10 protein-coding genes are annotated in these 12992 nt (G+C 65.6%); 6 read left to right on the top strand and 4 right to left on the bottom strand.

Annotated elements, in window-relative coordinates:
- Positions 1-23: 23 nt before the first annotated feature.
- Positions 24-1235 (bottom strand): MFS transporter, encoded by a 1212-nt coding sequence (locus KY496_RS25970; RefSeq protein WP_219863064.1) that lies wholly within the window; start codon positions 1233-1235, stop codon positions 24-26.
- On the bottom strand, positions 1232-2533 hold the full coding sequence (locus tag KY496_RS25975) for an ATP-binding protein (protein WP_219863066.1): 1302 nt from the start codon (positions 2531-2533) through the stop codon (positions 1232-1234). The genes KY496_RS25970 and KY496_RS25975 overlap by 4 nt, the downstream gene beginning before the upstream one ends.
- Before the next feature lie 505 nt (positions 2534-3038).
- Here KY496_RS25975 and KY496_RS25980 point away from each other — a divergent pair.
- Positions 3039-3872 carry a MipA/OmpV family protein gene (locus tag KY496_RS25980; protein WP_219863067.1) on the top strand — a complete coding sequence of 278 codons (834 nt, stop codon included), beginning with the start codon at positions 3039-3041 and terminating at the stop codon, positions 3870-3872.
- A complete protein-coding gene (locus KY496_RS25985; protein WP_219863069.1) occupies positions 3872-4567 on the top strand; it encodes a hypothetical protein in 696 nt (231 codons plus the stop codon). Before KY496_RS25980 ends, KY496_RS25985 begins: the two co-directional genes overlap by 1 nt.
- A gap of 52 nt (positions 4568-4619) precedes the next feature.
- Here KY496_RS25985 and KY496_RS25990 read toward each other — a convergent pair whose 3' ends face one another.
- The gene (locus tag KY496_RS25990; protein WP_219863071.1) at positions 4620-5306 is read right to left on the bottom strand and encodes a response regulator transcription factor; all 687 of its coding nucleotides are present in this window, start codon (positions 5304-5306) and stop codon (positions 4620-4622) included.
- 229 nt (positions 5307-5535) lie between these two features.
- Between KY496_RS25990 and KY496_RS25995 the strand changes: the two genes are divergently transcribed.
- The 3 genes from KY496_RS25995 to frc all read left to right on the top strand — a co-directional run bounded on the left by KY496_RS25995 (position 5536) and on the right by frc (position 10149).
- A complete protein-coding gene (locus KY496_RS25995; RefSeq protein ID WP_219863073.1) occupies positions 5536-6654 on the top strand; it encodes a phosphatidylserine decarboxylase family protein in 1119 nt (372 codons plus the stop codon).
- A gap of 657 nt (positions 6655-7311) precedes the next feature.
- Positions 7312-8634 (top strand): oxalate/formate MFS antiporter, encoded by a 1323-nt coding sequence (gene oxlT, locus KY496_RS26000; RefSeq protein WP_219863075.1) that lies wholly within the window; start codon positions 7312-7314, stop codon positions 8632-8634.
- 267 nt (positions 8635-8901) lie between these two features.
- Positions 8902-10149 carry a formyl-CoA transferase gene (gene frc / locus KY496_RS26005; RefSeq protein ID WP_005669050.1) on the top strand — a complete coding sequence of 416 codons (1248 nt, stop codon included), beginning with the start codon at positions 8902-8904 and terminating at the stop codon, positions 10147-10149.
- Here the strand turns inward: frc and KY496_RS26010 are convergent.
- Complete coding sequence (locus KY496_RS26010; RefSeq protein ID WP_219863077.1) at positions 10146-11099, bottom strand: LysR family transcriptional regulator; 954 nt, start codon at positions 11097-11099, stop codon at positions 10146-10148. The genes frc and KY496_RS26010 overlap by 4 nt on opposite strands.
- A gap of 121 nt (positions 11100-11220) precedes the next feature.
- On the opposite strand from KY496_RS26010, the gene gcl reads away from it, so the two are divergent.
- Entirely contained in the window at positions 11221-12963 is a 1743-nt protein-coding gene (gene gcl, locus KY496_RS26015) for a glyoxylate carboligase (protein ID WP_219863078.1), read from the top strand.
- The last annotated feature ends 29 nt before the right edge of the window (positions 12964-12992 follow it).

Below are 12992 nucleotides of genomic sequence, written 5' to 3' on the forward strand. Positions count from 1 at the left end.
CCGTTTTTCTGTCTGGATGCGGGTCAGGTGCTTTCCAGGTGCGGACGGGGACTGCGGGCGCTCCAGCGCCGCAGGGCCACCGAGGCCCAGGCAGTCAACAGGCCGCCAACGATCAGCACCAGCCGGGTATCGATCAGCGTGAGCACGGCGCCGATCAGCGCCATCAGGATATTCGCCAGGCAAAAGATCGTGGACAGCAGAGCCATGACCGAACCCTGGCCGTGCAGCGCGAACTCGTCGGCCGACCAGGTCTGCAGGGCGGTGTTGTAGAAGGCGTGCGGTGCGCCGAACAGGACGATGCCGGCGATGCCGACCCACAGGTTGCCGAAGCCCACGCACAGCACCGCGGCGGCGGCCATGCTCGCATACCAGCCGGCGCGCAGGCGGCCCTCGACCCGGCTGGCATGGCCGGCGAACAGCGCGGCCGTGGTCATCAGCGCGCACATGCCCATGTTGACGACGGCGATCTGGCGCGCATCGTAGCCGCCCACGTCCACCAGCCACAGCGGAAAGAATTCATACAGCGCGGCGACGCCGCAGCAATACGCCAGGTGCACCGTGAACAGGGTGCGCAGCGGCGCATGGCGCAGCAGGGTAAGCGCATGGCGGTCGCGCGCCACCGCCCACCAGCGGTGCGCATGCGGCGGCGCCGGCGTGGACGGGATCGACACCAGCACGCCCAGCGTCCCCAGCAGCAGGGCGCCGGCGGCGATGTAGAACGGCAGCTCCGGGCCGAACGCCATGGTGAAGCCGGCCAGCAGCGGGCCGACCAGCCAGCCCAGGTTGAACGAACCGTTGAGCCACGACAGCGCGTGGTTGCGCAGCGGCCCCTTGATGCGCTCGATGACCAGTGCCCGCATCACCGCGCCATTGCCCTCCAGCAGACCGGTGAAGAAACGCGCGGCCAGGAACAGCAGATACGATTCCATCACCATCGCCACGGCCGTGAGCAGGTGGCCGACTGCCGCCCCGACGGTGGTCAGGAGCAGGGCGCGGCGCCGGCCGAAGCCGTCCGACAGCGGCCCCAGGACCGCGCTGCCGATCAGCAGGCCGACCGGATTGATCATCAGCGCGATCCCCAGCAGCAGCTTGGGCGGCAGGCCGAGAAAACTGTTCAGGCCGTTGACCCCGCCGTCCGCGAACAGCGGCGCCAGCATCGGATAGGGGAGGGAGGCGCCGACGGTGGACAGCAGTCCCAGCCCGCACAGTGTGGCGATCAGCAGGCGCTCGTTCATGCCGGCAGCCTGAGCACGAAGCGGGCGCCGCCCAACGGTGAGCTTTCCACGCGCAGCGTCCCGTCATGCAGGGCCACCGCCTTGTGCGCGATCGACAGGCCGAGCCCGAAGCCGCCGGTGGCGCGGTCGCGGCTGCGGTCGAGGCGGTAGAACGGGTCGAAGATCCGGTCGCGCTCGTCAAGGGGGATGCCGGGGCCGTCGTCGTCGACGGCGATCTCGACGCCATCCGGCGTGCGCCGCGCCGACAGCACGATGCGCTCCTGCGCATACTTCTGGGCATTGCGCAGCAGATTGCCGACCGCGCGCGCCAGCAAGCGCGCGTCAGCCTCGACCGTGCCGAGCCCGGACGCCAGTTCGCAGGCCACCTGTTGCGGCGAAGGCGGCAGGGTGGCGCAGCAATCGCGCAGCAGCGCTTCCAGCTCGACCGGCGCGCCCTGCAGCGTGCGCGTACTGTCGAGCTTACTCATATCGAGCAATTCCTTGACCAGGTTGTTCAGCTCAGACAGGTCGCCCTCCATGGCGGCGATGCGGCGGCTCAGCTCGGGGTCCCTGGCCTTGGCGTCGAGCAGCTCGAGCGCGAATTCCAGGCGCGCGATCGGCGTGCGCAGTTCGTGCGACACCGAGTGCAGCAGGCTGCGCTGCGCTTCCATCAAGTCTTCGATGCGGCCGGCCATGTGGTTGATCCGCTGCGCCAGCGGATAGACGGCGTCCGACGGTTTCAGCTGCGCGCGCACCGACAGCTTGCCGGCGCCGAACTCATCCGCCATGCGCGACAGCGACTGCAGGCCCTGCCAGTGCGAGCGCGACCACAGCGCGATCGGCACCAGCAGGGCGATGGCGACGATCACGTAGCGCAGCAGCTCCATCTTGAGCGCCTGTCCTGTATCGATCGGCAAGTTCCGGGCGTGCAAGACTTCGTCCTGGCTGCCGATATAGCGTTCGCCGTCCAGGTCGACCCGCCGGTAGAACGATTTGCCGGCCACGTCGATCACGATGTTGCCCCGCTCGAGCTCGGCGCGCTGGCCGGCGCCGAGGGCATCCAGCGCCTGGGCCATGGGCATCAGGTCGTAGCGCACCTCGGACACTTCGCGCACATTGTTCAGGCGGGTCAGCCATTCGTCGCCGGGCGCCTGGTCGACGTATTGTTCGAGCAGGAAGATCTGGGCCGCGGCCTGGCGCCGCGCGATGTCGTCCAGCGGGTCGCCGAACAGGCGCGCGAACGCGAAATAGATGACGAAGGTGGCAGCCGTGATCGACAGCATGACGAGCACGAAGAAACGGAAGAAGATCCGGTTCACGGGCGGGTCCTGGGTAACTGTCGGTCTGGCGGTGGTGCCGGCTGCATGGTGTCTCCTCGGGCACGAATTGTACAGGCGCAATGATTACTTCGGTGAGCCATGAGAGCGGGAGGCAGCGCGGCTTACAAATTGACGACAATTGGCCGACATCTGGAGGGTGCATGACAGGAGGCCCAGCGATTACCATCTTTCCCATCATCAGGTTTTCCGTTTGCCCACCTGATGCGAAAGTATCGGTGGGTTTTTTTATTCATAGGAATCGACCCGCACGGGCCGCGCCTCGACCATAAGGAAGCGCTTATGAGTATGGTGCGCGCGAGCAACATCCTCAAACCCGGCGCCGCGCCGGTCGGTTCCGAAGCGCCAGCGCGGCGCATAGCGCGGTTCCATGCGCTGACCGCGAACGCAGCCCGAACGGGAATGCGACGCTTGTCATAATGGGATGGGAGAGCGAAGCTTGCTCGACGTAAAATATCGACAAACGAACTCTCCGAGTACTTTCACGATGAAACCATTTTTCGCCCTGGCCCTGGCGGCTGCGAGCACCGCAGCGAGTGCGCAGACGCCGGCCACCAACCCGATGCCCGACGGCAGCCGCGACATGTACGCAGGGCTGGGCGCCGTCTCGCGGCCGCGTTACGAAGGGGCGGACAGCCAGAAGGTTTCAGCCTTGCCGGTGCTCCAGGTTCAATGGAGCAACGGCCTTTTTATTTCCGGCATGAGCGCAGGGATGCATCTGTCCAACCGCCCGACGGTCGAATACGGTCCGCTGCTGTCGGTCCACCCCAATCGTGACGAGTCCGGCACTGGGCATGTCGTCGACGGCGTCGGCGTGACCAGCTCGCCCATGCAGTTCGCACGCACCGGGAACCGCCTGGACGGCATGAAGGACGTCAGTACCCGCCTCGAAGGCGGGTTCTTCTTCAACTACTACCTGGCGCCGGAATGGCGGCTGACCAGCAGCGTGCTGCTCGGCGCGGGCAATGACCGCGACGGCGCGCGCATGGAGCTGGGCATCCAGCGCCTGGCCATCCAGGTCGCGCCGCGGCATACGCTGTCGTTCAACGCCGGCGCCACCATCGTGAATGCCGACTACAGCCGCGCCTATTTCGGCGTGACTGGCCAGGAGTCCTGGCAAAGCGGCAATCCTCCGTATCGCCCGGGCGGCGGCCTCAAGGATGTCCGCGCCGGCGTGCGCTGGAACTGGGCGTTGAGCCCGTCCTGGATGCTGGTCACCAATGTCCAGGCCGCGCGCCTGGTCGGCAGCGTCCGCAATAGCCCGCTCGTCGAGCGGCCCACCAACGTGACGGTTTCGGCCGCCTTCGCCTACCGGTTTTGATGATGCGACGCGCACACCTCACCGCCTGCGTGACCTTGCTGCTGACGGCCGGAACGGCCGTGGCGCAAGCGCGCGCCGGGGAATGGGTGAACTATCGCGACGCCTACCGCGCGATGGTGCTGTTTGACAAATACGGTGGCCCCAAGAATCTGCTGAACAATCACTTGCAAGTGTTGCCGCGCGACAAGGACGTGCTGGGGCCGGGCGCGCAATTGCTCATGCAGGGCAAGACCGTCCAGACCAGCCTGGCGCTGGATCCGCTCGGCCGCGCCGTGCTGCCGCTGCTCAAGGCGGCCTATGACGAAAACGCGGTGTTGACGCCAAACCGGCCGCTGGGCGGCTTCACGGTGAAGCCGCGGGTCTCGCTGGCGCTGCGCGCCGACGGTTCGTACGACGTGGCCGACCTGCGCGCGGCCTGCGAGCAGGCGCTCGGCTTCGCCCGCTATGCCGACAACTCGGCGCGTGGCCGCCAATGCGTCGGCGTGCGCCTGGTGTTTCCGAAAGAGGGCACGGCGGCGGGCGTGCGGGTGCGTACGGGCGGCGCCGAACAGGCGTTGCCGGCGGCGCGCGGGGCCGCCTTCGCGGGCGACCTTGATGCCGACTTCCCGGTCGTCACCTACCGTTTCGGCGCGCAGCCTGCGGGCCAGGTCGTCACTTACAACGCTCCGCTGGCGATCGTGCCGCTGTTCGAGTAACAGGCGCGCGACGAAAAAAAACCTGCAGGGCGCAGGTTTCATGGGCAGGTCGTCAATTCCAGGCCGACGGCGAGAACAGGTAACCTTCGCCCCATACCGTCTTGATCTTTTCCGATTCGGCATCGTCGAACTTGCGGCGCAGCTTCGAGATGCAGTTGTCGATGCTGCGATCGAGGCCGTCGAACTCGATGCCGCGCATCTTCTTGAGCAGGGCGTCGCGCGACAGCACGCGTCCGGCCGCCTCGGCCAGCACCAGCAGCAGCTTGTATTCGGTATTCGACAGCACGCAGGGCTGGCCGCGCCAGACCACGCTGCGGTCGGAGGTGGCGATGCGCAGGGCGCCGAACTGCAGCACGCGCGCATCGACGCCCGACTTGGCCTGGGTGCGGCGCATCAGCGCGCGCAGGCGCGCCAGCAGCACGCGCGGCTGGACCGGCTTGTTGACGAAGTCGTCGGCGCCTTGCTCGAGGCCGGAGACTTCGTCGTAGGAGTCCTCGCGCGCGGTGAGGATGAGGATGGGCACCTCGGACTGGTCGCGAATCTGGCGGCAGACGACCATGCCATCCAGGCCCGGCAGCATCAGGTCGAGGATCACGACGTCGGGCGCCAGTTCCTTGAAACGGCCGAGCGCCGCATCGCCGCGCGTGACCAGCTCGACCGCGAATTCATAGCCGGACAGGTATTCGGTGACGAGCTCGGCCAGGCGCGCATCGTCTTCCACCAACATCACTCGGTACATACATTTTCTCCTTGGTCTGCCATTGTATAAGACCAAGTGTCGAATTAACACATCCTCCAGACATAGAAGACAGTTCATTACAGTTTGACGACAATTGGGCGGGCTTGCACCTTGTCGAGATGCCTCCGGGATGGCAGGAGAGCGGACTGATCTATATCAAACAGGCGTGATCGGGCGGCAGTTAAAAAGGTGATCGTTCCATGTTGATCACCATGCCAAAGGAGACGCCGTGACGATCGCCCTGCATGACGCGCAATTCGACATCGATCCCGGTGCCGACGATCCGCACGGCGGCTGGCTGCCCCGATACGGCAGCGCCGCCATGCGGACCTATGTCGGGCGCGTGCTGGGCGCCGAAAGAACGGCGCTGGCGCCATCGGTCCAGGCGCTGGCCACCTATATCGAGCGCACCGAAGCCGTGCGGCGCCTGGCCGACGCTGCCTGCGCCGCCAACCTGGCCACCATCGACCGGCATGCGCCGCAGGCCGGGAGCATGGCGGGCACGCGCATCGGGGACGTGGGCGCCCTGCTGCACGGCCTGAACACGGTCCTCACCCATGCGCCGGGCTTCGTCGACGGCGAGCTGATCGGCCTGCCGTTTTCCGCCTTCCTGGCGGAGTTCGGCAGCACCGCGCGCGGCGCCGCCTTGTTCAGGCAGCCCACCGTCAGCCTCCTGATGTCGAACATCCTGACCGACTGGCACGCCTTCCTCGACAGCCCGGCCTCGAATGCGGGTTTTCGCATCGAAGGCGAACAGTGGCTGGCGCCAGACGTGAAGGAGCGCTACCGGTTCGCTCTATGGAAAAAGGATGCCGGCAAGCCGCCTTACTGGAAAAGCTGGAATGCCTTCCTGGCCCGCACCTTCGAGCATCCCGGGCCGGCGCGCGCGCCGGCGCCCGGGGATGCACGCCGGTCCGCGGACAGGCATTGCGCGCCGGCCGATCTCCTCGCATCCAGCGTGCCGCGGCAGCAGGCGCTGATCGACGATTACCGGCTGCTGGACCTGTTCGAAGGTGGCCAGGTCTTCCAGACCGATCTGGGGCCGTATGACTTCCACCGCTGGTGGGCGCCGGCCGATGGCGAAGTGCTGTTCGATCCGTTCACCATTCCCGGCTGCTTCATCGGCCCGGACCGTGCGCGCGGGGTGATCGTGATCAGGACCGAGGACCATGGTCATGTGTGCTGCATCGCGCTGGGCATGAGCGAAGTCGCCAGCATCGCGTTCGATCCTGGCATGCGGCGCGGCGCGCGGGTGTGCAAGGGCCAGGAGATGGGGATGTTCAAGGGTGGCGGGTCGTCCTTCGCGCTCGTCTTCGAAAAGCCGCCCGGCACCCGGGCCGGCGTCTGAAACCCCACGAAACAGGACGGCGGGCAGTGCGCCACGATGATTTTTCAACGACAGGCTCGCGTTGAAGGCATTGAGCGACTACAGTGTATTGATGAGCATGACGCAGTCGCACCTTCCCTGAGGCCAGGCCGCCACGCGGCGGCCAAATCAAGCCCGCCTGGCGGCGGCCCGCTAAAAACTCAAAACATAACCGCGGTCAATGATTCTCAAAATCGGCTCCAGCAACATCATCTCACTTTCACCGTTTTCCAGATCACGATGCGGCGCCGTCCGTTTCGGGCGCCGATGGTGAAAGCAGGGGAACGCAATACCTTTGCGGTCGTCCAGGGTAGCAATCTTGCTAGATGAGGAGAGCGGCAATAGCGCACATCAAAATCTGGAGAGCACTGTAGCAAGCGGCTGTCTCGCCTGGTGGGCAGGTTGGCCGCCAGGAGCATGCCGACGTCCTTTTTGCTGGCAGGGTGCTTTAACAATTTTAACTAGAAAAGGCGTAGGGGTTGGCGCGCGAGTCCATGACTCGACGTGGAGCATGCACATCACACCATAAAAATGGAGACATGAAAATGCTGGAAACCATAACCAGGCAGGCGCCCCCGGCGTCCGCATATCCGTCTGCACGTTGGGAAGAACAACACCACACCGATCGAGGAGCGCCAAATGCATAATTCATCGGCAGCCGCGCTTCAACCACAGCACCCGGCCTCCGGCAGCACGCGCTGGTTCCAGCTCGCCGTCGGCGTCGTCTGCATGATCGCCACCGCGAACATCCAGTATGCATGGACCCTGTTCGTTCCCGAGATCCAGGGTGAGTTCGGCTGGTCGCGGGCCAGCATCCAGGTCGCCTTCACGCTGTTCGTCATCGTCCAGACCTGGCTCGCACCGCTCGAGGGCTACTTCATCGATAAATTCGGTCCGCGCATGATGGTCGCCTTCGGGGCCATCTTCATCGGCCTGGCCTGGATCATCAATTCGCAAGCCACCAGCCTGGCCGGCTTCTACGTCGGTGCGGCCGTCGGCGGCATCGGCGTGGGCTCGATCTATGCCACCTGCATCAATAACGCGATCAAGTGGTTCCCGGATCGCCGCGGCCTGGCCGTCGGCCTCACGGCGGGTGGCTATGGCGCCGGTTCGGCCGCCACGATCCTGCCGATCGCGGCCATGATCGAGTCGTCGGGCTTCCAGCAGACCTTCCTGTTCTTCGGGATCCTGCAAGGCACGCTGGCCTTCGTCGCCGCCTGGTTCCTGCGCTCGCCAAAAGCGACCGAGGTCAGGAAGTCGGGCAAGCTGGTGCAATCGACGCACGACTACACGCTCAAGGAAGCGCTGAACACCAAGTTGTTCTGGCTGATGCTGGTGATGTTCGTGCTGGTGGTCACCGGCGGCATGATGGCGGTGGCGCAGCTGGGCGTGATCGCGCAAGACCTGGGCGTGAAGGAATTCCAGGTCGACCTACACTTCTTCGTGATGGCCGCCTTGCCGCTGGCGCTGATGCTCGACCGGATCATGAACGGCATCTCGCGGCCGCTGTTCGGCTGGATCTCGGACCACATCGGCCGCGAGAAGACCATGGTCATCGCGTTCACGCTCGAAGGCTGCGGCATCATCGCGCTCGGCTACTTCGGCAGCAACCCGTACGCTTTCCTGATCCTGTCCGGCGTCGTGTTCCTGGCCTGGGGCGAGGTGTACTCGCTGTTCTCGGCCCTGGCCGGCGATGCCTTCGGCACCAAGCACATCGGCAAGATCTACGGCGTCCTGTACACCGCGAAGGGCATCGGCGCGCTGTTCGTCCCGGTCGGCAACCTGATGATGGAGGCGACCGGCACCTGGTCGACCGTCCTGTACACGGTCGCCATCATGGACTTGACCGCGGCGCTGCTGGCGATCACGGTGCTGCGACCGGTGCTGCGCAACCACGTCAGCTACTCCAGGAGTCGCTATGCCGAGGAGAACGCGGTCGGGAAAGGGCCTTTGCCTGCATGATGGCCTTGCCGCAAGCGTAGCGTGACAGGGAAAGGGGCTTCTTCGGAAGCCCTTTTTCTTGCCGATGAAACGGTATTTCAATGTCAAATCGCTATTTCATGAATCTTGACGGCGGTCATTGAGCTCGGCCGGTGCGTTTCGCTACCATCGGTTGGCGTTTTGCTCTCACGCGCTGAGGCAAGCGGCGAAGTGTGCACCGCAGCGTGCATTAAGGCGTTGGCGGGAGCAGAATGCAATGGCTGAGTTAAATCTTCGGAGGAAACTGGTATGGGCAAGGCATTGGAAGGCGTTCGCATCCTCGATTTCACCCATGTCCAGTCCGGACCGACCTGCACCCAGCTGCTGGCCTGGTTCGGGGCCGACGTCATCAAGGTCGAGCGCGCCGGCGAGGGCGATGCGACCCGCGGCCAGTTGCGCGATATCGCGGGCGTGGACAGCCTGTACTTCACCATGCTCAACCATAACAAGCGTTCCATGACGCTGGATACCAAGCGGCCCGACGGCAAGAAGGTGCTCGAAACGCTGATCAGGCAATGCGACGTGCTGGTCGAAAACTTCGCGCCGGGCGCGCTGGATCGGATGGGCTTCAGCTGGGAACGTATCCAGGAACTCAACCCGCGCATGATCGTGGCCTCGGTCAAGGGCTTCGGCCCCGGCCCCTACGAGCACTGCAAGGTCTATGAAAACGTCGCCCAGTGCACCGGCGGCGCGGCGGCCACCACCGGCTTCGACGATGGCCCGCCGATGGTCAGCGGCGCCCAGATCGGCGACAGTGGCAGCGGCCTGCACCTGGCGCTGGGCATCGTGACCGCGCTCTACCAGCGCAACACCACGGGACGCGGCCAACGGGTGCTTACCGCGATGCAGGACGCCGTGCTGAACCTGTGCCGGGTCAAGTTGCGCGACCAGCAGCGTCTCGAGCGCAACGGCGTCATGGAAGAGTATCCGCAGTTCGCGGAGGGCCGCTTCGGCGAGTCCGTCCCACGCGCGGGCAATGCCTCGGGCGGTGGCCAACCCGGCTGGATCCTCAAGTGCAAGGGCTGGGAGAGCGATCCGAACGCGTACATCTATTTCATTGCGCAGGCCCAGGTCTGGCCTTCGGTCTGCAAGCTGATCGGGCGCGAGGAGTGGATCCTTGATCCCGATTACGCGACGCCGAAGGCGCGCCTGCCGCGCCTGATGGCGATCTTCGCCGCCGTCGAGGAGTGGAGCACCACGCTGACCAAGTTCGAAGCGATGGATATCCTCAACAAATACGATATCCCATGCGGGCCGATCCTCTCGATGAAGGAAATCGCCGAAGATCCGTCACTGCGCGCCACCGGCACGATCGTCGAGGTCGATCATCCCGAGCGTGGCTCCTATCTCACGGTGGGCAACCCGATCAAGCTGTCCGACAGCCCGACCGAGGTGCGCCGCTCGCCGCTACTGGGTGAGCATACCGACGAATTGCTGTCCGAGCTCGGCTACTCTCCCGAGCAGATCGCCATGCTGCGCGAAGAGCGGGTAATCTAGGGCCGCGTCGTTACCGGAGGCGCCGCTACCGGACGGACCCCTGCAGGCCGTGTCCAGTACCCGGGCTGGGCGTAGACCGCCTTGAGGGTGTCGATGAACGACCGCACCCGCGCCGGCAGGTGGCGCTGCTGCATGTAGACCGCCATGATGTCGTAGTCGGGCAGGGCGAACTCGTCGAGCACCGTGACCAGTTCGCCGGCCGCCAGCTGCGCCTGGATTTCCCAGGTCGAGCGCCAGGCCAGCCCCAGTCCTTCGCTGGCCCAGCGGTGCAGCAATTCGCCGTCGTTGCAATCGAGGTTGCCGTTGACCTTGATGGTCACCGGCTTGCCATCTTTCTGGAAGTACCAGCCGCGCTGCTGCCCGCCCTGCAGGTTGAAGGCCAGGCAGTTGTGCTGCGCCAGCTCCTCCAGCGTGCGCGGGACGCCGCAGCGCGCGAAATAGTCCGGGGTGCCGCACACCACGCGCCGGTTGGTTGCCAGCCGCACCGCGACGAAACTCGGATCGAGCACGCCGCCGATCCTGATCCCCAGCTCATAGCCTTCGCGCACCAGGTCGACCACGTGGTCGGTGAGGTTGAACGAGATCTGCACGTTCGGATTGGCGGCCAGGTAGGCCGGGGCGTGCGGCGCCACGTGCAGCCGCCCGAACGCCGCCGGCGCCGAGACGATCAGGTGCCCGCTGGCCTGGTCGCGGCCTTCGGACACGATGGTCTCGGCCATGTCGATGTCGGCCAGCAGCCTGCGGCAATGCTCGAGGAATACCGACCCCGATTCGGTCAGCGTCAGGTGGCGCGTGGTCCGGTGCAGCAGCTTGACGCCCAGGCGGCGTTCGAGCGCGTCGATGCGCCGCCCCAGCATGACCGGCGTGATGTTCTGCCCCAGCGCGGCGCGCGCCAGGCTGCCCTTGTCGACCGCGTCGACGAAGGCCCACATCTGTTTGACCTTGTCCATCCCTGCAGTATTCCATACTCCAGGGATCGAATACACCTACTTTTTGTGTTCTTATCAGCAGCGCCGCGACGCTCTAGCATACGCTCATCGCAATCGTGCGGTGATGAACCTGGAGAGCGCAATGGCAAAGATGACAGCCGCGGAGGCAGCGGTCCTGGTGATGGAAAAAGAAGGCATCGAGGTCGCCTTCGGCGTGCCCGGCGCCGCGATCAATCCCTTCTACGCCGCGCTGCGCAAGCGCGACAGCATCCGCCACTACCTGGCGCGCCACGTCGAAGGCGCCTCGCACATGGCCGAGGGCTATACCCGGGCGAAGGCCGGCAACCTGGGCGTGTGCATCGGCACTTCCGGGCCGGCCGGCACCGACATGATCACGGGCCTGTATTCGGCGCAAGCCGATTCGATACCTATTCTTTGCATTACCGGCCAGGCGCCGCGCGCCCGCCTGTACAAGGAAGACTTCCAGGCGGTCGACATCGAGTCGATCGCGCGCCCCGTGACCAAATGGGCGGTCACGGTGCGCGAGCCGGCCCTGGTGCCGCGCGTCTTCCAGCAAGCCTTCCACCTGATGCGCTCGGGCCGGCCCGGCCCGGTGCTGATCGACCTGCCGATCGACGTGCAGATGGCGCAGATCGAGTTCGACGGCGACACCTATGCGCCGCTGGCGCTGCACAAGCCGCAGGCCACCCGCGCCCAGGTCGAGAAGGCGCTCGACATGCTGAACGCGGCGCGCCGCCCCCTGATCACCGCCGGCGGCGGCATCATCAATGCCGACGCGTCTGCGCTGCTGGTGGAGTTCGCGGAGATCACCGGCGTGCCGGTCATCCCGACCCTGATGGGATGGGGCGCGATTCCCGACGACCATCCGCAGATGGCGGGCATGGCCGGCCTGCAGACCAGCCACCGCTACGGCAATGCGACCTTGCTGGCGTCCGACTTCGTGATGGGCATCGGCAACCGCTGGGCCAACCGCCATACCGGCGGCATCGAGGTGTTCACCAAGGACCGCACGTTCGTGCACATCGATATCGAACCGACCCAGATCGGGCGCGTGTTCGGTCCGGACCTCGGCATCGTGTCCGACGCCAGGGCCGCGCTCGAACTGCTGGTGGAGGTGGCGCGCGAGTGGCGCGCGAGCGGCCGCCTGCAAGACCGCAGCGTATGGCTCGAGGAATGCCAGGAGCGCAAGCGCACCATGCTGCGCAAGAGCGACTTCGATACCGTGCCGGTCAATCCCTTGCGCGTCTACCACGAGATGAACGCCTACTTCGGACGCGAGGTGCGCTACGTGGCCAGCATCGGGCTGTCGCAGATCGCCGCCGCCCAGTTCCTGCACGTGCACCACCCGCGCCACTGGATCAACTGCGGCCAGGCCGGCCCGCTGGGCTGGACCATCCCGGCGGCGCTCGGCGTGCGCGTGGCCGACCCCGACGCCGACATCGTCGCCATCTCGGGCGACTACGATTTCCAGTTCCTGATCGAGGAGCTGGCGGTGGCCGCGCAGTTCAAGCTGCCCTACATCCACGTACTGGTGAACAACGCCTACCTCGGCCTGATCCGCCAGGCGCAGCGCGGCTTCGAGATGGACTACTGCGTCCAGCTGGCGTTCGAGAACGTCAACGCGCCCGAACTGGAAGGGTATGGCGTCGACCACGTCGCCGTGGTCGAGGGCCTGGGCTGCAAGGCGCTGCGGGTGTTCCGGCCCGACGACATCATCCCCGCCTTCGAACGTGCGCGCGCGTTGATGCAGCAGTACAGCGTGCCGGTGGTGGTCGAGATCATCCTCGAGCGCGTCACCAATATCGCGATGGGCACCGAGATCGATGCGCTCAACGAGTTCAATGAAGTCCTGGACGTCAAATAACGCAGCACGGGAGACCGAGATGAGGAGAC

Source organism: Massilia sp. NP310 (assembly GCF_019443485.1).
GTDB lineage: Bacteria > Pseudomonadota > Gammaproteobacteria > Burkholderiales > Burkholderiaceae_D > Telluria > Telluria timonae.